Origin of the sequence: Burkholderia sp. AU19243, from assembly GCF_018148075.1 — a bacterium.
Taxonomy (GTDB): Bacteria; Pseudomonadota; Gammaproteobacteria; order Burkholderiales; family Burkholderiaceae; genus Burkholderia; species Burkholderia latens_A.
Genome location: NZ_JAGSTV010000002.1, coordinates 535,684 through 559,799, shown reverse-complemented (window position 1 = coordinate 559,799; position 24,116 = coordinate 535,684). Strand labels below are relative to the sequence as shown.

Annotated in this window: 18 protein-coding genes and 1 pseudogene; 9 read left to right on the top strand and 10 right to left on the bottom strand. The window is 67.0% G+C overall.

The window, feature by feature from the left end; all coding sequences use genetic code 11:
• Positions 1–56: 56 nt before the first annotated feature.
• On the bottom strand, positions 57–1,628 hold the full coding sequence (locus KDW55_RS05910) for a mannose-1-phosphate guanylyltransferase/mannose-6-phosphate isomerase (protein ID WP_059546739.1): 1,572 nt from the start codon (positions 1,626–1,628) through the stop codon (positions 57–59).
• Complete coding sequence (locus tag KDW55_RS05905; protein ID WP_209822774.1) at positions 1,625–2,209, bottom strand: drug:proton antiporter; 585 nt, start codon at positions 2,207–2,209, stop codon at positions 1,625–1,627. The genes KDW55_RS05910 and KDW55_RS05905 overlap by 4 nt, the downstream gene beginning before the upstream one ends.
• Positions 2,210–3,340: 1,131 nt before the next feature.
• Between KDW55_RS05905 and KDW55_RS05900 the strand changes: the two genes are divergently transcribed.
• Positions 3,341–4,732, top strand: coding sequence for a sigma-54 dependent transcriptional regulator (locus KDW55_RS05900; RefSeq protein WP_040139659.1), 1,392 nt, complete (start codon positions 3,341–3,343; stop codon positions 4,730–4,732).
• Between the two features lie 86 nt (positions 4,733–4,818).
• On the opposite strand, the gene KDW55_RS05895 is transcribed toward KDW55_RS05900, so the two are convergent.
• The 6 genes from KDW55_RS05895 to KDW55_RS05870 form a co-directional block, all read right to left on the bottom strand.
• Complete coding sequence (locus KDW55_RS05895; protein WP_069242888.1) at positions 4,819–7,296, bottom strand: beta-mannosidase; 2,478 nt, start codon at positions 7,294–7,296, stop codon at positions 4,819–4,821.
• Positions 7,293–8,348 carry a DUF1839 family protein gene (locus KDW55_RS05890; protein WP_209825570.1) on the bottom strand — a complete coding sequence of 352 codons (1,056 nt, stop codon included), beginning with the start codon at positions 8,346–8,348 and terminating at the stop codon, positions 7,293–7,295. The genes KDW55_RS05895 and KDW55_RS05890 overlap by 4 nt, the downstream gene beginning before the upstream one ends.
• Positions 8,345–9,325, bottom strand: a complete 981-nt coding sequence (locus KDW55_RS05885) for an amino acid--[acyl-carrier-protein] ligase (protein ID WP_209825569.1) — start codon at positions 9,323–9,325, stop codon at positions 8,345–8,347. The genes KDW55_RS05890 and KDW55_RS05885 overlap by 4 nt, the downstream gene beginning before the upstream one ends.
• Positions 9,322–10,518, bottom strand: coding sequence for an acyl-CoA dehydrogenase family protein (locus KDW55_RS05880; RefSeq protein WP_069242889.1), 1,197 nt, complete (start codon positions 10,516–10,518; stop codon positions 9,322–9,324). Before KDW55_RS05880 ends, KDW55_RS05885 begins: the two co-directional genes overlap by 4 nt.
• Positions 10,515–10,766 carry an acyl carrier protein gene (locus tag KDW55_RS05875; RefSeq protein WP_040139663.1) on the bottom strand — a complete coding sequence of 84 codons (252 nt, stop codon included), beginning with the start codon at positions 10,764–10,766 and terminating at the stop codon, positions 10,515–10,517. Before KDW55_RS05875 ends, KDW55_RS05880 begins: the two co-directional genes overlap by 4 nt.
• A gap of 169 nt (positions 10,767–10,935) precedes the next feature.
• Entirely contained in the window at positions 10,936–11,718 is a 783-nt protein-coding gene (locus KDW55_RS05870; RefSeq protein ID WP_212160002.1) for a Crp/Fnr family transcriptional regulator, read from the bottom strand.
• A 915-nt stretch (positions 11,719–12,633) separates the two neighbouring features.
• On the opposite strand from KDW55_RS05870, the gene KDW55_RS05865 reads away from it, so the two are divergent.
• Entirely contained in the window at positions 12,634–13,416 is a 783-nt protein-coding gene (locus KDW55_RS05865; RefSeq protein WP_212160003.1) for a Crp/Fnr family transcriptional regulator, read from the top strand.
• 11 nt (positions 13,417–13,427) lie between these two features.
• Complete coding sequence (locus tag KDW55_RS05860; RefSeq protein WP_212160004.1) at positions 13,428–14,837, top strand: undecaprenyl-phosphate glucose phosphotransferase; 1,410 nt, start codon at positions 13,428–13,430, stop codon at positions 14,835–14,837.
• A 77-nt stretch (positions 14,838–14,914) separates the two neighbouring features.
• Here the strand turns inward: KDW55_RS05860 and KDW55_RS05855 are convergent, their stop codons facing one another.
• The gene (locus tag KDW55_RS05855; protein ID WP_167432669.1) at positions 14,915–15,088 is read right to left on the bottom strand and encodes a hypothetical protein; all 174 of its coding nucleotides are present in this window, start codon (positions 15,086–15,088) and stop codon (positions 14,915–14,917) included.
• A 367-nt stretch (positions 15,089–15,455) separates the two neighbouring features.
• Here KDW55_RS05855 and KDW55_RS05850 point away from each other — a divergent pair, with 367 nt between their 5' ends.
• Both KDW55_RS05850 and KDW55_RS05845 read left to right on the top strand, forming a co-directional pair.
• A complete protein-coding gene (locus KDW55_RS05850; protein ID WP_040139666.1) occupies positions 15,456–15,848 on the top strand; it encodes a TraR/DksA C4-type zinc finger protein in 393 nt (130 codons plus the stop codon).
• Between the two features lie 168 nt (positions 15,849–16,016).
• A pseudogene (locus KDW55_RS05845) lies at positions 16,017–16,227 on the top strand (helix-hairpin-helix domain-containing protein); the annotation flags it as partial.
• Positions 16,228–16,363: 136 nt separating this feature from the next.
• Here the strand turns inward: KDW55_RS05845 and ald are convergent.
• Complete coding sequence (gene ald / locus KDW55_RS05840) at positions 16,364–17,479, bottom strand: alanine dehydrogenase (RefSeq protein WP_212160005.1); 1,116 nt, start codon at positions 17,477–17,479, stop codon at positions 16,364–16,366.
• Positions 17,480–18,162: 683 nt separating this feature from the next.
• On the opposite strand from ald, the gene KDW55_RS05835 reads away from it, so the two are divergent.
• The 4 genes from KDW55_RS05835 (at position 18,163) to KDW55_RS05820 (ending at position 24,036) form a co-directional block, all read left to right on the top strand.
• The gene (locus KDW55_RS05835) at positions 18,163–18,903 is read left to right on the top strand and encodes a gluconate 2-dehydrogenase subunit 3 family protein (protein ID WP_069242892.1); all 741 of its coding nucleotides are present in this window, start codon (positions 18,163–18,165) and stop codon (positions 18,901–18,903) included.
• Positions 18,903–20,681: a GMC family oxidoreductase gene (locus KDW55_RS05830; protein ID WP_209822463.1), complete on the top strand. Its 1,779-nt coding sequence runs from the start codon at positions 18,903–18,905 to the stop codon at positions 20,679–20,681. Before KDW55_RS05835 ends, KDW55_RS05830 begins: the two co-directional genes overlap by 1 nt.
• On the top strand, positions 20,678–22,099 hold the full coding sequence (locus KDW55_RS05825; RefSeq protein WP_212160006.1) for a cytochrome c: 1,422 nt from the start codon (positions 20,678–20,680) through the stop codon (positions 22,097–22,099). Before KDW55_RS05830 ends, KDW55_RS05825 begins: the two co-directional genes overlap by 4 nt.
• Before the next feature lie 221 nt (positions 22,100–22,320).
• Positions 22,321–24,036: a cation:proton antiporter gene (locus tag KDW55_RS05820; RefSeq protein ID WP_059546747.1), complete on the top strand. Its 1,716-nt coding sequence runs from the start codon at positions 22,321–22,323 to the stop codon at positions 24,034–24,036.
• The last annotated feature ends 80 nt before the right edge of the window (positions 24,037–24,116 follow it).

Here is a 24,116-nt window from a genome sequence, read left to right as displayed (position 1 = left end):
GGCGCGCCGTGCGCGAGCGCATGCCGTTGCCGGCTCACGCGCGCGCTGCCGGCAGCTTACTGCACGTCGTCTGCCGTCGAGTGCGCGAGCGGCGCAGGGGCCGGCTCGGCCGCCGGCGTTCGCGGCGCGCTCATCGTCGTGCGCCCGTACTGATCGTCGAACCGCACGATGTCGTCCTCGCCGAGATAATCGCCCGACTGCACCTCGATGATTTCGAGCGGAATCCGCCCGGGATTCTCGAGACGATGCACTTCGCCGACTGCAATGTACGTCGATTCGTTTTCACTGAGCAAAAAGCTCTCGTCACCGCGCGTGACTTTCGCGGTGCCGCGCACGACGATCCAGTGCTCGGCGCGGTGGTAATGCATCTGCAACGACAGTTGTTTGCCCGGTTCGACGACGATCCGCTTCACCTGGAACCGTTCGCCCAGATCGATCGAATCGTAGTGCCCCCAAGGCCGCCGAACCTTGCGGTGTTCGCTCGCCTGCGGCCGCCGCTCGGTCTTCAGGCGCGCGACGATGTCCTTCACGCGCTGCACGTCGTGCTTGTTCGCGACGAGCACTGCATCGGGCGTCTCGATCACGACGACGTCCTTCATCCCGACGCACGCGATCAGCCGGCCTTCGGAACGCACGAGACTGTCCTGCGTTTCGTCGAACACGACGGGGCCGCGCGCGACGTTGCCCCGGTCGTCCTTCGGCATGATTTCCCAGATCGCATCCCAGGTGCCGACATCCGACCAGCCGGCCGAAAGCGGCACGACGATTCCTTCTATGCCGAGTTCGGGACTCTCCGACAGCCGCTCCATCACCGCGTAGTCGATCGAGTCGGACGGGCATGCGTCGAACGCCGCCGCATCGATCCGGAAAAACGGATCCTCGGCAATGCCTGCGCGCCACGCCGCTTCGCAGGCCGCATGGATGTCCGGCGCGAGTGCACGAATCGCTTTCAGCCAGATCGACGCGCGCGTCACGAAAATGCCGCTGTTCCACCAGTAATCGCCCGATTGCAGGTAGCGGTCGGCGAGGGCGGCGGTCGGCTTCTCGACGAAGCGGCCGATCGAGTAGCCGCCTTGTCCGCCGAGGCGGCCGGTGCGCGGTTCGCCGACCTGGATGTAGCCGTAGCCGGTTTCCGCCCGGCGCGGCAGCACGCCGAGCGTGACGATCGCGCCTTCCTGCGCATAGCGCGCCGCGCGCCCCACCGCGTCCTGGAATGCCGCCACGTCGCCGATCACGTGATCGGCCGGCATCACGGCGAGCACGGGATCGTTCGCGAGCGCGCTGGCGTCGAGCGCCGCGAGCGTCAGCGCAGGCGCCGTATTGCGCGCGGCGGGCTCGAGCAGGATGCGGGCCGGCGCCCCGCGTCCGAGCACCTGCGCTGCGCTCATGATCCGATGCTGTTCGCCGCATACGAGCAGCAGCGTGTCGCCGAGCGACGCGTTCGCGATGCCGTTCAGGCGCCGTGCGGTCGCCGACAGCGGCGACTCGTTCGAGGTCAGCTCGATCAACTGCTTCGGATACTGCTCGCGCGACAGCGGCCACAGCCGCGTGCCGGACCCGCCGGCGAGAATGACGGGCAGGATGCAGGGAAGGTCGGGTTCGGGCACCGGACGAAGAATGGTGTTCATCGATTGGCTCCGGTATCGGCGGACAGCCGGTTGTGTGCACGGCCGTCGACGCGCGGATCCTCGCTGGCCGACTGCGATGTCGAGACGGCTCGCGACAGCAGCTGACGCAGTGCACCGGCCGCGCGCTCCGCCGGCCGCACGAGGCCGACGAACGGCGAACCCTGTTCGAGAAACGGACCGTAGGCCTTGCGAAACCCGAAGCGTTTGTAGAACGCCTGGCGCTGCGCGGGAACGTGCGTGCGCACCGCAACGTCGGGCCACGCGGCGCGAGCGGCCGTGAGTGCGCGCTGGATCAGTTGCTCTAGCGTCGCGTCGTCGCGGCACGCCTCGCTCGTCAGCACCTTGTCGATGACGACGTCCGGATCGACGTCGTCGCCGGGCAGCACGCGCGCATACGCGACGACTTCCGCGGTATCGCCGCGATGCATACGCGCGTACACGTGCAACGCGTGCGCGTCCTTGCCGTCGATGTCCAGATGCGTGTGCGCGTCCTCGACCACAAGCACCGCATTGCGCGCGCGCAGGATTGCATACAGATCGACGGCGCTCAGATGATCGAATTCACAACAATGCCATTCCATGATGCGGTCCTCGTGTGAAGCCTTCAGCTCGCCGCGTCGCACGAACGCATGCGTGGCGCGCGATGCGGCAACGCCCATCATGCGGATGCCGCGCCGGCCGGTCTGTTCGAAAGCGTACTCACGATCCGGTTTTGCGCGGCGGGTTCCCCTGCGCACTGCGCCGGCCAATGCCGCGGGCCACGCAATGTGCGGCAGCACACAGTGGCCGCGCAGCGGCTTGTCGATAATTGAGCGACGGCGTTGCCGGATCCTTTCAGCAAGCCTGCGGTCTTGCCGGAAAACCGCGCGTCAAGCGTCGGGATGGCGGGCCGCCGAACTGGGCGCGCGTCGTGCACGTCGGCCGTGCTGCGTTGCCGCAGCATGTGCGGCGGCCCCTGCCGACCGCTGCCGATTCCCGGCGGTTGACCGGCCGCCCGGCGCGCCGCCATGCTCCCGGGGCGGCGGCGGCGCGTCCGTCAGCGTCGTTACGGCGTTGTAACGAATACAATCGCGCCGCGCGCGCCCGACGTGTCATGCTGGCGTCGTGTCGGACATGCGATTACCGACCGTCGAAACAGCCTGTCCGGATTTTTTCCGCGATTTCGGCGAGAATCGCGGGCAATGCGTGCCCGAATGTTGCAGAAAAGTAGTATTTGCCACTGATTGACGGGAATGGTCGTGGATAATCAAATCTGAGTCGTCAAACATGCGACGCGTCGGGTTACTTTCGCGTAACGGGCTGAATAGATGTTTTCTTTTGGTAACAACGGCATTCCAACCACGGTGTAGATTCAGGAGTGGATCAAACGAGGGCGCCATTTCGGAGACGGGCTGGCGGCCATCCGGTTCAGCATCGAGCGCGACTGTCGTGTACGACGCGACGCAAATGCGGACGGAGTTTCCGTTTGCCGACGTGCCCCGTCCGACGGCGCGTCGCATCAAAGCCGGAATGCCGTGGCCCGGGGCCGCGCATTCCCTTCGAGTTCGATGACAACGAGGCCGGATGACATCCGGCTCGATCTCCGGGGGCACTCGCCGTGTGTATTTTCGATCTTGGCCAAAGCTGTGGAAACGCAGCGCTGACCGGCGGCCACGAGCCGCCATCCGCGTGCGCGCGAACGGTCCGCGGAGTGCAAAAAGTGATGGTTCGTTATGAATATGCCAATAACGCGCGATAAGAGCGCCGACGGGGGGAAGGCGAACGGGCAGCGTCCGCTGATTTACTGGACGCAGTCGCCGTCCGTCATGCTCCGCAAGGAACTCGCGCGGCGCGACTGGAAAGTGACGACCGTCGCGCACGCGAGCGAACTGCGCGACACGTCCGGCGAAATCACCTGCGGCATCCTCGACCTGAGCGGCGGCCATGCCGACGCGATCGGCAGCATCGCATCGACGTGCGCATCGATGCGCGACGTCGTGTGGGTCGCGCTCGTCGAAGCCGGCCAGACCGCGTCGCCGAACGTGCGCGCGTTGTTGCGCGATTATTGCTTCGACTACATCACGTTGCCAGCGTCGCATCAAAGGATCGCCGATACGGTCGGCCATGCGTACGGGATGGAATGCCTGTTCGCGCGCGATCGCGAGCGGCTCGAATCGCAGGAGAACGGCATCGTCGGCACCTGCAGCGCGATGCTGCGCCTGTTCGATACGGTGCGGCGCTTTGCGCGCACCGACGCCCCGGTGTTCGTGTTCGGCGAGACGGGAACCGGCAAGGAGCTCACGGCCGTCGCAATTCACCGTCACTCCGAGCGGCGCAACGGCCCGTTCGTCGCGGTCAACTGCGGCGCGATTCCGCCGCACCTGCTGCAATCCGAACTGTTCGGCTACGAGCGCGGTGCGTTCACCGGCGCGAACGCGCGCAAGATCGGCTACGTCGAGGCCGCGAACGGCGGGACGCTGCTGCTCGATGAAATCGGCGATCTGCCGCACGAGAGCCAGGCGAGCCTGCTGCGCTTCCTGCAGGAACGCGCGATTCATCGCCTCGGCGGCAGCGACCCTGTGCCGGTCGACGTGCGGATCGTGTCGGCGACGCACGTCGATCTGCGCGAAGCAATGGAAGAAGGGCGGTTTCGTGCGGACCTGTTCCATCGCCTTTGCGTGATGCGCATCGATCAGCCGCCGCTGCGCGCGCGCGGCAAGGACATCGAGCTGCTTGCGCACCACATGCTCGAGCGTTTTCGTGGTGACGCGCGCCATCGCGTGCGCGGCTTCTCGACCGATGCGATCACGGCGCTCTACAAGCACGACTGGCCCGGCAACGTTCGCGAACTGATCAACCGCGTGCGCCGCGCCGTCGTGATGACGGAAGGAAGGCTGATCACCGCTCAGGACCTCGAGCTCGAATACTGTCTCGATGCGGCGTCGCCGTCCGTCGCGGACATCCGCAAGTCGATCGAGCGCGAAGCGATCGAAACGGCGTTGCTGCGCACGCGCGGGCGCGTCGCCGCTTCCGCGCGCGAGCTTGGCGTGTCGCGTGCGACGCTTTATCGGTGGATGGAGGCGTATGGCATCGAGCGGCCGCGCGGCACGGGCTCGTCGGACTGACGCGCGCAGTGCGGCGACGCAAGCGCGTAACCTCTTAACTCGCAACCGCGCGCGGCTGCGCGTCGTTCCGAATCGCGCCGGCAGCGTCAGCCGGCCGGCGTCGCGCGCACGCTACGTGCAGCGTTGACCGCACGGATCTCGACGCTCGGCGGCACATCGTCGGCCCGCGCTTCACCGGGGGCGGCGAGCGGTATCAGCGCGACCCGCGCCGGCGTGCCGGGCGCGAGATCGAACCACTCGTCGCGCGGCACGTAACCCGGAGCATCGATCTGCACGTGGCGCGCGACGTGGCGCGTGTCGATGTCGACGTGCCACGTACCGCCGCTGCGCGACACGCATGCTTCGATGCCGGGTTCACGGCGCGCGAACACGGCCGGATGCGTGCGGGACGGAAAGTAGAACGCCTGCGACAGCAGCGTGCCGTCGTCGCCGCGCAGCGTCGCGACGACGGTATCGTGCTCGCAAGGTCCGAAGCGATACGCATAGGTCCAGTCGAAGAAGCGGCCGAGCAATTCGGCCGAGCCGAGCCGAATCGTATCGTGCGCGGCGATCCGGACCGGCCCGGCGGCCCGTGCAACCGGCGTGCGGCCGTCGCGCAGCGCGACGAGCTCGACGGCGGCCGCCAGCGGCGCCGCGCGTTCGTTGATCACGTGCACGTCGACCCCGTTCAGCCCTTCGTCGACGAGCAGCACCTGCACCGGCTGAAGCACCTGGCGCAGTGCATACCACGCGGACTTCGGGCGATGCGCCGCATCGATCACCCCCCATCCGGCGCCCGGCATCACGTCCTGGAACTGCCAGACGAGCGCGCCTGCGCAGCGCGAACCCGTGCGACGCCATTCGGAGAACGTGTCGCGCATCAGGTCGGCGATCACCGCGCGCGACAGCTCGAAGTAGCGCGACGCATCCTCGCGCCGCAGCCGGTCCGGTGCCACGTCGTACAGCGTGTGCAGATAGTGGTCGCGAACATCGTCGAAATCCCACGAAGTACCAGGGTCGCGCGGCACGGCCGCTTTCCAGCGCGGCTCGTGAACGCCCGGCCAGCCGAGGCTGGCGAGCATCGCATCGCATGGCACGTTCGAGAACGCGAGGCATTCGCTCGCGAAGCGCACGTCGGCGCGACGCGCGTCGTCGAGCGGGCGCAAGTACGCGCCGACACCGTAGTAGTGCGACACCCGCTCGCGCGGCACGAACGGCAGCACGCCGCCGTCGGGCGAATCGGGAACGTAGACCGTATCGGGCCGTCGCGCTGCCGCATGGCTCGCGAGGCGTTCGGCGGTCAACTCGAGAAAGCGCTGCCTCGGTCCGAGCCCCGACATCGCGGCCTGCTGCGCGATCTCGCTGCCGCCGCACAATACCGCAAGCGACGGCGACGCACGGTGGCGCGTGAGGAACTGGGAGGCTTCGCGATCGACGGCGTCCGCCAGTGCACGATCGTCGAGCCCGTAGTCGAAGTTCGCGAACATGAAGTCTTGCCAGACCATCAGCCCGAGCCGGTCGCACCACGCGTGGAATGCATCGGCCTCGTAAGTCATCGTGCCGCCGACGCGGATCATGTTGAAGCCGGCGTCGCGCGCGTACCCGAGCAGGCGGCCATAGGTTGCGTCGTCTGCGTGCAGCGTGAGCGGTGCGGCGCTGCTCCAGCACGCGCCGCGCGCGAACACCGGCACGCCGTTTACGCGCAACCCGAAGCCCTTGCCGTCGTCGCCCGCATGCGGTTCGATCGTGCGAAAGCCGGTTGCGCCGAGCGGTCGGCGCTCCGCCCCGATGTGCAGCGCGATGTCGTAGAGCACCGGTTCGCCGTGCGTATGCGGCCACCAGCGGCGCACGTTCGGCACCGCGACGGACGCATGCAGCCGGTCGGCGCCGGTGCGCTCGAGCGTCGCTTGGTGTTCGCCGCACGACAGCCGGGCCGTAAACGCGTCCGGCAGCGGCGCCGCGAAGGCGAGTTCCGCATCGAGCCAGCCGGTGTCGCCGTCGACGCGCGCGTGCAGATCGCAATGAATCAGCACGGGGCCGTCGGCCGGGTCGAGAACGTCGACGGGCCGCCACGGACCGGTCGGCACGCAACGGGGAAACCAGCCCGGCATGTGCCCGAGCAGCGACGTGCGCACGGCGCGCAGCGTCGCCGGTTCGGCCAGACGCGTGCGCCAGCGTGCACGGCGAGGCGCGCGCGCATCGCGCAGGTGCGGCGCGAGCGCGCGGAAACAGATGTACAGCCGATGCACGCCGTCGAGCGTTACGGGGACGTCGTGCGCGACGAACATGCTGTCCGAGCGCAAGATCGGCGTGTCGTCGAGCCACGCTTCGGCCAGCGTCGCGAGACCGTGAAAACGCAGCACGCGCGGCCCGTGTCCGCGCAGGTCGACGCGATACCAGTGGTCGCGCTCGGCGAGCGACGCCGCGTCGTCGCTGCGGCCGGCCAGCGCAAGCGCCTGCGCGACCGTGCCGGGCACCGGAGCTGCGATCCAGCCGGCGCCGGCGGGAAGCGCGCGCGGTTCACGCACGGCGCCCGCCGCCGTCGCCAGCATCGACCACGTGCGTGCGGCGCGCGTGCGCGTCACCGCGCCAGCGGCACGGGGGCCGCGTCGACACGAACGGGTGCCGCAACTCGCAGCGGCGGAGCGATCTGCCGCGCGCAGTCGATCAGGTCGCCGTATGCGGTCTCGATCGCATCGAGCGTCCCGTCGCCGCGCTCTTCCTTGCCGCGCGCGCACGCACGTGCGAGCCGGAATTCGAGCACCATCGCTTCGGCCGCGATCCGATCGCACGCCGCGCGGATCTCGGCGAACGGCCCGACGCAACCGCTCGCCTGCAGCCAACGCGCGTAGTGGCCGAACAGCTCGAAGTTCGCGCCGAGCTGCCGCACCGAATTGAACGAGTACGCATGAAAGCGCTCGAGCGGGGAATCGGCGAGCGCTTGCGCATCGATCTGCAACTGGCGCCGGAATGCTGCGACCGGGTTGACGATCGGCACACGGCGCAAATGCCGCTGCAGCGATGCGAGCGACACTTCGCACAGCGCGCGCTCGTCGAGCGGCGGGAATCGCCGCTTCGCGCATTCGACGTAGGGCGGCAGCGGCATCGGCGAACTGTTGCCGACGAGCCCGTTGTAGTCGAAATCGTCGGCAACGTAATAGCCGCTGTTGTGGAAATAGCCGATCTGGCGGTTCGCGCGGTCGATCGAATCGATGCCGATCGTGGTCTTCGTATGCTGCGTGCGGTAGCTGCTGCCGCGCGTGTCGGGCAGGAACCACGCGTCGACCTCGACGATCACCAGGTGACCGCGTGCAACCTGCGTCTCGATGTGCTGGTCAAGCGGCTCGTAGATCGAATGCTCCTGCACGACGATCCCGTAGAGCCGCTCCAGTTCGTCGTGCGGAAACTTGAAGAACGTGAACTGGTCGCCTTCGAAATCGAGCGCGATCGTAAACGGCAGCGCCGCGTACGGATTGAGACCCCACCAGCGAAGCACCTCGAGCCACATGTCGACGTAGCAGTTGGTCTGTTTCCAGACCATCTCCTGACTGTGCAGCGGGTGTGGACGATAGTGGCGTGCGCGATGGCGCACGTCCTCGAACGACGTATCTTCGCCGCCGCGGGATACGAATTTCATCGCGTGCCCCACAGCACGTCGCGCACGTCCGCGGGCCACGCGTCGATATCGAAACCGTGATGACGGAACAGCGCGAGCGTCAGCCGCTCGAGGCCGAAGCCGACGCAGCCGGTGTGCGCGACGTCGCCCGTCGCGGTGCGGATGTCCCACAGCAGCCCGAAGTGATCCATGTGGTAGTTGAAGCTGAGGCATGCCGTCTGCCGGCCGTCGTGCTCGATCGGGATCAGCAGCTCGAACTTGAGGTTCTGTTCCCGCTGGCTGTTCGCGACGATCTTGCCGCCGCGTCCGAAGAACGGATCGTTCGCCAGATCGATCGCATTGGGCAGGCGCAGCGCGTCGATCATCCGCGTGCCGCGCTCGATCCACGTCTGGCGGAATTCGACGATCTGCTCGGGCGTGCCGATACGCACGTATTCGCGCATCCGGAACAGCTGCATGCGCGTCGGGTCGAGCGAGGGCTCGTGGCGAAAGCAGTACGAGAACACGTCGACGATGCGGCCGTCGTCAGGCAGCGCACCCGCGTTCGCGACGACCGGATAGACGGGGTAGCACGCGGCGGGCGTCATCACGACGTAAGTCGGCTTCTGGCTTTCTGTCCAGTCCTCGCCGCGGTCGAGGCATTGCAGCACGCGCTGGTGCCGCTGTTCGTCGCCGCAGAATGCATGCACGCTGCCCGCAAGCTGCGGAAAGCTCTTCATGTATTCGCTGCGCTCGAATTCCATGCGGCTCATCGCCGGCGGGAAGCGCAGCACTTCGGCTTGCTGGTCGGCGCCGATGCGCGTGACGAATGCGTCGAGCGCTTCGACGACGCGCTCGAACCGCTGGCTGCGGCCGAACAGGCCCTGGATGCCGGTCGATACCAGCAGGCCCGCGTCGATGAGTTCGTCGCGCAGCGGGTTGACGCCCGCACGGTCGAGCGGTGCGTCCGGCGGCGCAGCGGCGGGAGCGGGGGAAGGCACGGAAAGGCGATCGTTCACGAGTGTTTCTCCAGCGTCGCGGGACGCAGTGCGAGCAGCAGGTTGGAGGTGTTGGCGGCGATGCGGTCGTTGCTGATCATCAGCGGCGCCGCGTGCAGGTCGCGCAGGTGGCGACCGATGCTGTATGGCGTGCCGTGCTTGTAGCCCGCCATCCCGCAGATCATCATCGCCTGCTGGACGACCTCGAGCGCAGTCGAAGACACATACGTCTTCAACGTGTTGATCTCGGCGGCCCAGGCCATGCCGGCCGACCACGAACGCGTCGTCGGGCTGGCCTGCAGGCGCAGCACGTTGTCGACACGGGACTGCATCGCCTGCATCAGCGCGAGCGATTCGGCGATGCGTCGCGATGCGGGCGACGGCGCGCCGTCGGTCTGGCGCGCCTGCGCACGGAAGAACTGGTGCGCGCGATGGAACGCGTCGCCGGCCACGCCGATCCATACCGCGGCCCACAGAATGTGCGATACGGGCACCATCGTCTGTTCGGCAATCTGCGCGAACGGCACCGGCAGGCATTGCACGGTCGCACCCTGCGCGTCGAGCACGAAGCCGTTGCTGCACGTGCCGCGCATGCCGAGCGTGTCCCATTCGCCGCGCCGCGTGAGCGTATAGCCGTCGCGCAGCAGCGTGACGAGCACCTGTTCGGACGGCGGCGCGTCGGCGTCGCGTCGCGCGGTCGCGAGGATGCCGTCCGCATAATCGCCGTACGAGATCGTCGGCGCGGATTTGTGCAGCCGGAACTCGCCGCCGTTGGTGTCGAGCGCGCATTGGCTCGCGCGCAGGTTGCCGCCGACGCCGTCCTCTGACGTCGCCGACGCGAGCAGCCACTGATGGCGCACGAGCTGCTGCAGGAACAGCTTGTGCCAGCCCTGGTCGACGGCGTGATCGACGATGCAGGCGACCTGGATCTGGTGCATCGCGAACACCATTGCCGACGACGCACAGGCCTGGCCGAGAATCGAGCATGCCGACGCGATGTCGGCGAGCGATGCGCCGGCGCCGCCGAGATGCGTCGGCACCATCGCGCTCAGCAGGCGGCGCGCGCGCATCGCCTCGATCGCCTCGACGGGGCAGCGCGCGTCGCGATCGACCGCATCCGCGTGCTGGGCCGCGATCTGCGCGACCGCGCGCGCGGCGTCGTCGAGGCGGTGCGTTTCGCCGCCGGCGGCGAATTCCGGAAGTAGCGCGCTCATGCGGAATGCTCGGCGCGTTGCAGGGTGGCGATCGTGTCCGCGAGCGCATCGATGCTGCGGAACAGATTGCGGTTCAGCATCTCGTCGGGAATCTCGATGTTGAACTGCTTCTCGATCGCGAGCATCAACTGGATCGTATCGAGCGAGGAGAGGCCCGCTTCGTAAAGGTCGTCCCCGTCACCGATCGAATCGATCGCGGCTTCGAGGTGGGCGACGTGCTTGAGGATGGTTCTGATGTCGTTTTTCACGTGCGGCTCCGGCGTGCATGGTGTCGTCCGCGCGGGCGGACGCGCGCATCGCGCTGACATTCCCCCCGGCAGTCCGGCATCAGTAGACCATTCGCGCGCACGGCGATCTGTTCGCCACCCTACAATCCGCTGACTCGGCGCGCCCGCGCGCGCCGAAAAGCCGCAGGGCTCACGCGCGTGCGGCGGCCGCCACGCCCGAATCGGCCGACAGGATGCGCTTCATCTCGTCGCGCACGATCGCACGGCAGCCGCACGACAGCTTCTCGAGGCCGCCGAGATCGGCAAGCACGATCGAGCTGCGGTACTGGCGGATCAGTCCGAGCTTCTGGATTTCGCCGGCGGCGTCGGTGACCGTTTCGCGGCGCACGCCGAGCATCTGCGCGAGCATGCTGTGCGTGACCTGGATCTCGATGCTGCGCGAGCGGTCGTACGCGAGCAGGAACCATCTGCATAACTGATGTTTGAGCACGTGATGACGGCTGCAGAACGTGATCTGCGAAACCTGCGCCATCAGCAGCCGCACACAGACGAACACGAGATGCCGAATCACCGGCGACGCGTCGAACGCGGCGGCGAACACGCGCCGGTCGAGCCGATAGACGAAGCCGTCGCGGCACGCGACGGCGCGGCACGGCATCCGGCCGCTGCCGCCGATCACGTCGTCGCACACGATGCTTTCGCTGCCGATCTCGGCCACTTCGAGCGTCATGCCGCCCGACGACACGTACTGCAGCGAAATCGCGGTCGTTACGGGAAGGTACACCGCGGCGAGCATTTCGCCGGGTTCGCACAGCACTTGCCCCGACTTCAGGTGAACCAGTTGCAGGTTGGCAATCAGCGTCGCGCGCTCGTCGCGATCGAGGGCAGCGAGAAACCGGTTGGCGTCGAAGCTCGGGGAAAGATCGATCATGCCGCCAGTGTGGGCGGCAGCGTCATTGGCCTGGTAGGTCACGGCACATCCTCGCAGAGGGCGATCGCACGGCATGCGCGGCATCCTGGCGGCATTTAGCACGCACGTGCGGATTTTGGATTGGTCGGAATTGGAATGCCGACCGCGCGAAAAGGCTAGCACGCAATTTAATTCAATAAGCCCGGTACTTTGTCACTTCACAAAGTTTGACGATCTCGGGTAAATGAAGAATGTCATGTGAATTTGAAGTTTTCGTTTCCATGTATTAATCGACCTGAAATGGATTGGCAGATAAGCGGAGAATTCGGCGCCGTTCTGGAATGAATCGGGCGGCGCGATGAATCCTACAAGAAAAAAATATAGATGGCATTGAACAGTGTTTGACAATCGTGAGGGTGGCTCTTATTTCCTTAATAAAATCATGCTCTTGTATGTCATGTGTGCGTTTGGCCACAAATTCGATAATGAGTGGGGCGATTCAAATTTGAGACAGTTTCAAACGAGCATTTGACGCGCTGGCGGCAGCGGCAGACGCGGTGAGACATCACGGAAACGATTGAAAAGGTCGCGTAAGTATTTGAACGAACAGCGCCGTGCCGCGCTGCTGGCGCCGCTGCGCGCCGCGTCGCCATTGATCAGTCGAATCGCGCGACGTGTCCGCTGCGGCGCCGGGTGTCCGGAAATGAGACATTTTTTGTGGTTCCGAGACGGTTATTCGGCCGTTCTAAAACGACTGTCATTCATATATTAAGGACGAGCCGGTATTGGCACGTAAATCGCTTATTCGGGCGGGCGTGTCGAAGCGGGACTGTCGAATCGATCCGTCGGGGAGAAGCCGGCGGCCGGTTCGATCCGGGGTTGTGGGCCGCAACCCGGGCCGCAGTACGTACGCGCATTGCGATAACGAATTCCGTCGACGCGGCTGCATGCGGCGCGGAACAAAAAAGGGAAACAGCCATGCTTCATCTTCACTCGAGCTTCTCGGCGAACGCCATTCTCAATGCCCTCCCGGAGGACAGCATCCGGGCCATCGCACCGCACCTCGAGCTGGTCAGGATCAAGGCCGGCATGCTCGACCGGGTCGGCGAACCGATGCGCCACCTGCATTTCCCGACGACTGCGATGATGTCGGTGCAGCACCTGATGGAGGACGGCGCGATGGTGGAGGTTGCGGTCGTCGGCCGCGAGGGAGTCGTGGGGCTGGCAACGCTCGTCGGCGGCATCGCCGTGTCGAGCCGCGTCGAAGTGCGCATCGGCGGGATGGCTTATCGTGTGCCGACCTGCGTGATGCGCTCTGAATTCGAGCGTTCGCCGGCGACCTACCGGCTGCTGCTGAACTACTGCCAGGCGACGATGGCGCAGATTTCGCGCAGCGCGCTGTGCAACCGGCATCATTCGGTCAGCGAACAGTTGAGCCGCTGGCTGCTGCTCGCGCATGACCGGATCGACGGCGACGAACTGGCGGTCACGCAACAGACGATCGCGAACATGCTCGGCGTGCGTCGCGAAGGCGTGACGGAAGCGGCCGGCAACCTGCAGGAAGCCGGGCTGATCCGTCAGCGGCGCGGGCGCATCACCGTGATCGATCGCGATGGTCTCGAGCGTCAGGCATGCGAATGTTACGAGCTGATCCGCGCAGACTATCGGCGGCTGCTGGGTGCGCGAGCCGGCGCGAGGTCGATGCCGGTGCGGGCACGGCTGCCGGAGATGCATGGCGGTTTCCCGGCACACGGTGCGTGACGATGCATTCGATGTCGGGTGGAACGATTGCGACGCGGCACGCAGCGATCGCCGCGGCGGACGTCGCGCTCATGCTGGCGGGCGTGCTTGCGGCGCAGGCCGCGATGCGCATTGCGTGGCACGACCTGTCGGACGCGCAGCGCGGCGCGATTGCATTGTTGTGCGTGCTGACCGTCGCGCTGCTGCCGGACGCCGCGCGTGCGCCGCACGTTGGGGCGTCGATGCCCCGCGGCAGTTCGATGCTCACGCGCACGGTGGTGGCCGTGTTGTGCGCGAGCGCGCTGACGATGGCGGGCGCAAGCTGGATCCTCAATCGCAGCGGCACGGTCACGACCCGCTGGATCGCGCGCACGATACTGTCCGGCGACGCGGCGCTGCTGGTCGGCAGGCTCGCGATGTGCACGCTCGTGTTGCAGCGCGGCCATCCGCGCGCGCGCCAGCGACGGGTCGCGATTGTCGGCGCAACCGCATATGGACGCGTCGCGATCGAGCGGATGCAGCTGGAGCCCGACGGGCCGTTCGCAGCCGCGTGCGTGTTCGACGACGATGGTTCGGCCGTGGCGGCGGACGGAATCGGCGGCGTGCCGGTGATCGGTGACTGGGCCGCGCTGAAGCGCATGATTCGCAGCGGCGAGATAGACGAAGCGTGGCTTACGCTGCCGATGTCGCACGAGTCGCGCATCGGGCGCATCGTGCGCGAACTGCGCGACGAGTTCGTGGAGTTGCGGCTGTTGCCCGACGTGCGGCAAATGGCGGTCGTCGAACGCTCCGCGACCGACGTGCTCGGCATGCCCGCGATCAACCTTGCGACCACGCCGCGCTCGGCGCCGGAGTTGTGGGCGAAATTCGCGTTCGACCGGCTGTTCGCGGTCGCCGTGCTGATCCCGCTGCTGCCGTTGCTCGCGGTGCTGGCGGTCGCGGTGAAGCTGTCGTCGCCGGGGCCGGTACTGTTCAGGCAGCGCCGCAAGGGCGCCGACGGCCGCGAGTTCCACATCCTCAAGTTCAGGACGATGCGCGCGCATCGTTCACCGCCCGGTGTCGTGCGCCAGGCGTCGCGCAACGATGCGCGCATCACGCGCGTCGGCGCGTTCCTGCGGCGTACGTCGCTCGACGAACTCCCGCAGTTCTTCAACGTGCTGTTCGGCCAGATGTCGGTGGTCGGCCCGCGTCCGCACGCGATCGAACACGACGATTTCTACCGGCAACTGGTCGATTGCTACATGTACCGCTATCGCGTGCGGCCGGGGATCACGGGATGGGCGCAGGTGAACGGCTATCGCGGCGAGACGCGCAAGGTCGAGGCGATGGCCGCGCGCGTGAAGTTCGATCTGTTCTACATGCAGAACTGGAGCTTCTGGTTCGACATGAAGATCATCCTGCTGACGATCGTGCGCGGCTTCATCGGGCGCAACGCATTTTGATGTAGAGGATTGCCAATCGTCGCGGATGTGCGATGCGTGATCTACGCCCGCTGCGATCGCACAGTCCCGGCCGCGCTTCAGCCGTCCGCCGGCGGCTGCCCGGCCGCCGGCAACGCGGCGGGCGACGCGGCCGGGCGCTCGTCGGGTGCGGCCTGCGCGCTCGATGGCTGGATGGCGTGCTGGATCGTCGGCACGACCATCGTCGGGAACAGGGCCGCCAGGGCTACCCAGATGACGACGCCGAACAACATCGCTCTCTCCTCGAAAAGAACAAAGCGGGCGAATCCGCCGCGCATGCGCTCAATCTATGACGCAACTTTGTACAGGGGATTGATCGACCTCAACGGCGGCTGCGTCAGACGAATGAGCGGCGCTCCGTATTCGCGTCCGTCCCCGCTTTCGCGCGCGGCACGCGCCGCGTCCGCTCGCTCGCGGCTGCCGATGCCGGTCAACACATGCGGGTTCATTGGGTTTATGCTGCGTCGAATGCGTGCGCCGTTTCGTGCGGGCGCACGTGCATCCGGGCGCGGCAAGCGAGTATGCATGGCCGCCGCGCACCGCCGCGAAAACCGCGCGCCGCATGTCTGATTGCGCGGAACCGGAAAAGGAGAGACGGCGATGGCGCTCGATCAGCAACAACGGCAGACGTTGCAAAGGCTGCTGGCCGACAGCGAGCAGGCGTTGCGGGCGGACATTCGCACGAGCGAGGATCAGCGCTCGCTCGAGTCCTATGCCGAACTCGCCGGCGCGGCGCCGGACGAGGGCGACGAAGCAAACGCCGATCTGTTCGTCGACACCGACCACGCATTGATCGGGATGAAGCTGGCCGAGCTACGCGCGATCGCGCGTGCGCAGCAGCGCATGCGCGACGGCAGCTACGGAGAATGCATCGATTGCGATGCGCCGGTCGGCTACGAGCGGCTGCTCGCGCTGCCGTCCGCCGAACGTTGCACGCATTGCCAGTCGGTGTACGAGCGCCGCTACGCGACGACACCGCGCGCATCGCTCTGATGTCGGCGCCGGGGCCGTGCGGATCGCGCGCCCCGCGCCGCACGCTACCGGCAGCCGGCGCAGGATGACCACCGGGCGAGCGCCGCCGTCGACATGCGGCGACGGCCGGATCGACGCCGTCGCGCCATTGCACGACGCCATCTACGTGGAACGCGAGCCACGCCGATCATGCCGATCCGCAATGACGAGTGCGCGGCCGTATTCGCTGAAGTTTCCGACATGCGCGAAATCCAGGATGCGCATCCGTTCAGGGGTGCGCGCGAATCGCGACGCGTCCGGCACGATTGACGACTACGGGCGCGACATTCCCGCGATGATCGCGAACGCGGGCGATCTCGCGCCAATCCCGTCGATCGGTGCCGACTTCGCGGCGAAGCTGTGCACGCTCGCGGAACCGCAACCGCAACCGCTGCCGGCGAGGACGATGGGCGCAAGCGGCACGAGCACCACGGCCCGGCGCATCTGCCCGAGCGCCGCCTGACGGCGCGCGCACGCCGTCATGCATCGCGTGCCCGTCAGTTCAGCACGTCTTCCGCCGGCACGTAGGGCAGCCCGAGCGCCAGCGCGACGGCCTCGTACGTGATGTGCCCGTCGCAGACGTTCAGGCCGGCGCGCAGATGCGGATCGTCGGCCATCGCCCGCTTCCAGCCTTTGTCGGCGAGTGCGAGCGCATGGCCGAGCGTCGCGTTGTTCAATGCGAACGTCGACGTCCGTGCGACCGCGCCCGGCATGTTCGCGACACAGTAGTGGACGACGCCGTCGACGACGAACGTCGGATCGGCATGCGTCGTCGCATGCGACGTCTCGAAACAGCCGCCCTGATCGATCGCGACGTCGACGACGACGGCGCCCGTGCGCATCGTCGCGATCATGTCGCGCGTGACGAGCCGCGGTGCGGACGCACCCGGCACGAGCACCGCGCCAATCACGACGTCCGCGTCGCGCACGGCTTCTTCGATCGTGTGCGCGTTCGAGCAGACCGTCGCGATCCGGTTCGCGAAGATCAGGTCTAGCTGGCGCAGCCGGCTCACGTTCGTGTCGAGCACGGTGACGCGTGCGCCGAGGCCGACCGCCATCTGGAGTGCGCCGGTGCCCACGACGCCGGCGCCGAGGATCACCACGTGCGCGGCCGGCACGCCGGGTACGCCGGCCATCAGCACGCCGCGGCCGCCGCGCGGGCTCTCGAGGTGGGTCGCGGCGACCTGGATCGACATACGACCCGCGACTTCGCTCATCGGCGCGAGCAACGGCAGGCCGCCGCCGGGCCCCGTCACGGTCTCGTATCCGATGCAGACCGCGCCGGATTTCACCAGCGCGGCCGCCTGCTCGGGATCGGGCGCGAGGTGCAGGTAGGTGTAAAGAATTTGCCCGCGCCGCAGCATCGCGCATTCGGCCGGCTGCGGCTCCTTGACCTTGATGATCATGTCGGCGCGCGCGAAGACGTCGCCGGCGTCGTCGGCCAGCATGGCGCCCGCGGCCGTGTAGTCGTCGTCGAGCAGGCCGATTGCCGTGCCCGCACCACGCTGCACGAGCACGCGATGCCCATGCCGCGTGAGCTCGCGTGCGCCGGCCGGGGTAAGGCCGACGCGATATTCATGGTTCTTGATCTCTTTCGGCACGCCGATCAGCATGAGTCGCCTCCATGGGTATGCGTCGTTGTCGTCATGCGTGCGCGTATCGGCGAACCGCACGGACGGAGCCGTTGCGCATGCATCGTTCGATCGCCGTATCGGAATAAAAAAAAGGGTAGCGGTGGCCGAGGGGAAGTCAAGCAACCAGCCGCTCCCGGGACCGCGCACTGCAGCGCAGCACGCGGTGCCGCGCCGCGCGACGTCGCCCCGCGTGCGGCGCGCGCCATCCTCACGCGCTTCGACTTCCGGATTTTTCAATTATTGCGGTTTTGGATGCAATGAATTGCATTTATACCTTTGGCACTGGAACCGGTTCCATTTATAATTCGCCGCACTCGTAACCGGGCCCGACATTACGGTCGTGCACGTTGCGCTTGCCGTGGGCCGGCGCGGCGCCTAAGTTGAACCAGGGCCACGGCGATGACGGACAGATAGCGGCCGTAGCCGTGTATTTGTCAGACGATCAGACCCGCGAAGAGGTCGAGGCTGCACAGTCGCCGGTACGACGCGCGCAGCTGCATGACGGCGCCGCCGCGTAACGGGCGGCCGGCGCCCGTATCGACGTTGTGCGCAACACCGCAAGAACAGGACGGCCGGCCGCGCGCGGCATGGCTGCCGTGTCGGGCATGCCGCATGCGAATGCGCGTGCCCGGGCCACGCTCCCCAACGATCAACATCCGACCATGTCCACGCCACCCGACAAACCCAATTCGCGTCGACGCTTTCTGCGCACGTCGTTCGCGCTCGTGCCGATCGCATCGGTCGCCGGTTGCGACCTGCGCTCGTCGTCATCGACTGCCGGCACGGCCGCCAATGCCTCGGCGGCATCGGCCGGCGCCGAGCGCGCGCCGTACAAGCCGACATTCTTCGATGCGAAGGAGTGGGCGTTCGTGCAAGCCGCCGTCGACCGGCTGATTCCGGCCGACGCCGAAGGCCCCGGCGCACTCGAATCCGGCGTACCGGAATTCATCGACCGCCAGCTGGAAACGCCGTATGCGCATGGCGCCACGTGGTACATGCAGGGGCCGTTCCAGCAGGGTGTGCCCGAGCTCGGCTACCAGCTGAAGCTCGTGCCGCGCGACATCTACCGGCTCGGCATCGCGGCGGTCAACCGCTATTGCGAAAAGACCCATGGCAACGCATTCGCCGATCTCGACGCGCCGACCCGCGACACCGTGCTCGGCGCGCTGGAAAAAGGCGACGCGCAGATCGACGACGTGCCGTCCGCCGTGTTCTTCGGCCAGTTGCTGCAGAACACGCGCGAAGGCTACTTCTGCGACCCGGTGCACGGCGGCAACCGCGACATGGCCGCGTGGAAGATGATCGGTTTTCCGGGAGCGCGCGCCGACTTCATGGACTTCGTCAACCAGAACGGCAAGCCGTATCCGTACGGCCCGGTTTCGATCAACGGGGAGCGCAGCTGATGGCAGCAGAAAAGAAGCCGCATGTCGATGCGGTGATCGTCGGCTTTGGATGGACCGGCGCGATTCTCGCGAAGGAACTGACCGAAGCGGGCCTGAACGTCGTCGCGCTCGAGCGTGGCGAGTATCGCGACACCTATCCGGACGGCGCGTATCCGAACACGATCGACGAGCTGACCTACAACGTTCGCAAGAAGCTGTTCCTCGACCTGTCGAAGACGACCGTGTCGATCCGCCACGGCGTTCAGGACACCGCGCTGCCGTACCGGCAGCTTGCCGCGTTCCTGCCGGGCGAAGGCGTCGGCGGCGCGGGGCTGCACTGGTCGGGCGTGCATTTCCGGATCACGCCGGAAGAGCTGCGCCTGCGCAGCCACTACGAAGAACGCTACGGCAAGAAGTTCATCCCCGAAGGGATGACGATCCAGGACACGGGCGTCAGCTACGACGAGCTGGAGCCGCATTTCGACTTCGCCGAGAAGGTGTTCGGCACGTCGGGGCAGGCGTACAGGGTCGGCGGCAAGGTGGTCGGCGACGGCAACGTGTTCGAGGCGAACCGCAGCGACAATTTTCCGCTGCCCGCGCAGCTCAACACGTACTCCGCGCAACGCTTCTTCGATGCCGCGAAGTCGCTCGGGCTGCACCCTTACCGGCTGCCGTCGGCGAACACGTCCGGGCCGTACACGAACCCGTACGGCGTGCAGATGGGGCCGTGCAATTTCTGCGGCTACTGCAGCGGCTATGCGTGCTACATGTATTCGAAGGCGTCGCCGAACCTGAACATCCTGCCCGCGCTGAAGCAGGCGCCGAACTTCGAGCTGCGCTCGAAGTGCCATGTGCTGCGCGTGGATCTCGACGACACGAAAAAACGCGCGACGGGCGTCACGTACGTCGATCCGGCCGGCCGCGAGGTGCATCAGCCCGCCGATCTCGTGATCGTCGCCGCGTTCCAGTATCACAACGTGCACCTGCTGCTGCTGTCGGGAATCGGCAAGCCGTACGACCCGATCTCGGGCGAAGGCGTCGTGGGCCGCAATTTCGCGTACCAGAACCTGTCGACGATCAAGGCGTTCTTCGACAAGGACACCTACACGAACCCGTTCATCGGCGCGGGCGGCAACGGTGTCGCGGTAGACGACTTCAACGCGGACAACTTCGACCACGGCCCGCTCGGCTTCGTCGGCGGCTCGCCGCTCTGGGTGAACCAGGCCGGCGTGAAGCCGATCAGCGGCATCGCGACGCCGCCGGGCACGCCGCAGTGGGGCTCCGCATGGAAGAAGGCCGTGAAGGACAACTACGCGCATACGATCTCGATGGACGCGCATGGCACGAACATGTCGTACCGCGACGTGTATCTCGACCTCGATCCGACCTATCGCGATTCGTACGGCCAGCCGCTGTTGCGGATGACCTTCGACTGGAAGGACAACGACATCAAGATGGCGCAGTACGTGACCGGCCAGATGAAGAAGATCGCGCAGGCGATGGGGCCGAAGGCGATCGGCGTGTCGACGCGCGAGTTCGGCCAGCACTTCGATACGCGTGCGTACCAGACGACGCACCTGGTCGGCGGCGCGATCATGGGCACCGATCCGAAAACGAGCGTGCTGAACCGGTACCTGCAGTGCTGGGACGTGCACAACGTGTTCGTGATGGGCGCATCGGCGCTGCCGCAGGGCATCGGCTACAACCCGACCGGGATCGTCGCGGCGCTGGCTTATTGGTCGGCACGCGCGATTCGCGAGCAATACCTGAAAAATCCCGCCCCGCTGGTGACCGCATGACAAGGACGATGAACCACCACAATGCCGCGCGTTACGCGGCTACGCTGCGGCGCGCACTGGCGATCGCCACGGCATGGGCGGCGGTCGGTCTCGCCGGCGGCCACGCTTGCGCGCAACCGTTGGCATCGGCGGCGGTTTCCGGCCCGGCGGCCCAGTCGACCCCGACAGCCGACGCGAGCCTGATCAAGCGAGGCGAATATCTCGCACGCGCCGGCGACTGCGTCGCCTGTCACACCGCGATCGGCGGCAAGCCGTTCGCGGGCGGTCTGAAGTTCGACACGCCGATCGGCGCGATCTATTCGACGAACATCACGCCGGATCCGAAGACGGGCCTCGGCGGCTGGACGCTCGACGATTTCAGCCGCGCGGTGCGCGAGGGCGTGCGCAAGAACGGCGACACGATGTATCCGGCGATGCCGTACCCGTCGTACGCACGTCTCACCGACGACGACGTGAAGGCGCTGTATGCATACTTCATGCACGGCGTCGCGCCGGTCGAGCGCGAGAACCGCAACGTGGATATCGTGTGGCCGCTGTCGATGCGCTGGCCGCTGACGTTCTGGCGCAAGATGTTCGCGCCGGCGCCGAAGCCGTTCGACGCGGCGCCGTACACCGATCCGGTAGTCGCGCGGGGCGCTTATCTGGTGCAGGGGCTCGGCCATTGCGGCGCGTGCCATACGCCGCGTGCGGCGACGATGCAGGAGCGCGCGCTGACCGACTCGGGCGGCCTCGATTTCCTGGCCGGCGGCGCTGCGATCGACGGGTGGGTGCCGACGAGCCTGCGCGGCGAGCCGCGCACCGGGCTCGGCGCGTGGAACGAAGCCGAGATCGTGCAGTTCCTGAAGACGGGCCGCACGCTGCGCACGGCCGCGTTCGGCGGGATGACCGACGTGGTCGGCCACAGCATGCAGCACATGACCGACGGCGACCTGACCGCGATCGCGCGCTATCTGAAGACGCTGCCGCCGCGCGTGCAGGGCGAGCAGCCGCACGTGTACGACGCGGCTGCCGCGAAGGCGCTGCAGACGGGCGATGCGAGCAAGCCCGGGGCGGCCGTCTATCGCGACAACTGCATGGCGTGCCACCGCAGCGACGGCCACGGCTACACGCGCGTGTTTCCGGCGCTCGCCGGCAACCCGGTCGTGCAGGGCGACGATCCGACGTCGCTGATCCATGTCGTGCTCGAAGGCAGCGCGCTGGTCGGTACGCGCACCGCACCGTCGACCTTCACGATGCCGCCGTTCGGATGGCGTTTGTCCGACCAGGAAGTCGCGGACGTGTCGAACTTCGTACGCACCAGCTGGGGTAACACCGGCGCGCCGATCACGGCCGCGCAAGTCGCGAAGGTGCGCAAGAGCGTGCCGTCGACGCGGCCCGAGCCGCCGCCCGGCGCGCGGTTCCCGCAGGCGTCGCGCTGACGCACGGTGCGGGGCACGACTCCCGCCATTCGATCCGCGTGGCGGCGCAGGCCCCGCCAGATGGGCCGCGTCGGCATGCGGCTTTGCCGTACACAGGGGTTGCCCCCGGGATGGCGCGCTACGCCGTGAATTTTTCGCGGCGGCGCGCCATTTTTTCGTCTCATCCCTTATCCTTTGAATCTCGAACCTTACTAAATAGTTACAAGACCTTGGGAGGGGGGATGCCTCATGACGTCAGCCTGATTGCATTGCTCGCGGCCGGCTTCGGACTCGCGATGATCTTCGGTTACCTCGCTTCGCTGCTGAAAATGCCGCCGCTCGTCGGCTATTTGCTCGCCGGGATCGTGATCGGTCCCGGCACGCCCGGTTTCGTCGGCGACCTGTCGCTTGCGCAGCAGCTCGCAGAAGTCGGCGTGATGCTGTTGATGTTCGGCGTCGGCCTGCATTTCTCGCTCGGCGATCTCCTCGCGGTGCGCAAGATCGCGCTGCCGGGGGCCATCGTGCAGATCACCGTCGCGACGCTGCTCGGCGGCGGCCTGGCGCTCGCGTGGGGCTGGAGCCCGGGTGCTGCGCTGGTCTTTGGGCTCGCGCTGTCGGTCGCGAGCACCGTCGTGCTGTTGCGCGCGCTCGAAGGGCGCGGGCTGGTCGAGACGGTGAACGGACGCATCGCGGTCGGCTGGCTCGTCGTCGAGGATCTCGTGATGGTGCTCGTGCTGGTGCTGCTGCCGCCCGTCGCGGGGCTGCTCGGCGGCACGCCGCCCGGCGATTCTCATGCACCCGGCGGCGGCGTATGGAGCACGCTCGGCGTCACGATGCTCAAGGTTGCCGCATTCATCGCGCTGATGCTCGTGGTCGGCAAGCGCGTGTTCCCGCGCGTTCTGTGGCTCGTCGCACGCACCGGTTCGCGCGAGCTTTTCACGCTTTGCATGATCGCGGCGGCGGTCGGCATCGCGTTCGGCGCTGCGAAGCTGTTCGACGTGTCGTTCGCGCTCGGCGCGTTCTTCGCCGGGATGATGATGCGCGAATCGGAGTTCAGCCGGCGCGCGGCCGACGAGACGCTGCCGCTGCGCGACGCGTTCTCGGTGCTGTTCTTCATTTCGGTCGGGATGCTGTTCGATCCGAAGGTGCTGCTCGCGGAGCCGCTGCACGTAATCGAGGTCGCGGCGATCGTTCTGATCGGCAAGACACTCGCCGCGGTCGCGCTCGTGATCGCGTTCCGCTATCCGCTGAACACCGCGCTGACGGTCGGCGCGGGCCTCGCGCAGATCGGCGAATTTTCGTTCATCCTCGCGGGGCTCGGCCGCGCGCTCGGGCTGCTGTCGGCCGAAGGACAGAGCCTGATTCTCGCGGTGGCGCTGATCTCGATCGCGATGAACACGTTACTGTTCGCGATGATCGATCCGGCGCTCGCGTGGATCCGCAAGCATTCTGCATTCGCGCGCAAGCTCGAGGCGCGCGACGATCCGCTCGCCGCGCTGCCGATGTCGACGCCGCAGACGCACTTGACCGGGCAAGTCGTGATCGTCGGCTACGGCAAGGTCGGCACGCGGATCGCGCATGCGCTGGACGAACGCGGGATCGCCTATGTCGTCGTCGAGCAGAACCGCGAGCTCGTCGAGAAGCTGCGCGCGGACGGCGTCGCGGCCGTGTCGGGCGACGCGATCGAGCCGATCGTGCTCGTGCAGGCACATATCGCGCGCGCCGGGATGCTGGTCGTCACGCTGCCGGATGTGTTCGACGTGCGGCAGATCGTCGAGATCTCGCGCACGCTGAACCCGGCGCTGGAGGTCGTGCTGTGCACGAACAGCAGCGACGAGGCCGATTTGCTGGCGAGCGAAGGCGTGGGCACCGTATTCATGGGCGAAAGCGAACTCGCGCGCGGGATGACCGAGCACGTACTCGGCAGGATGGCGAAGCCGGTGGCGGCTGCGCATTGAGCGGCGCGGCCGCCGTCGAGCCGATGGCAGGATTGCGCGGCCCGGCGCAAGGCCGAGTGCCGTTCGACGCGAGCGGCGGG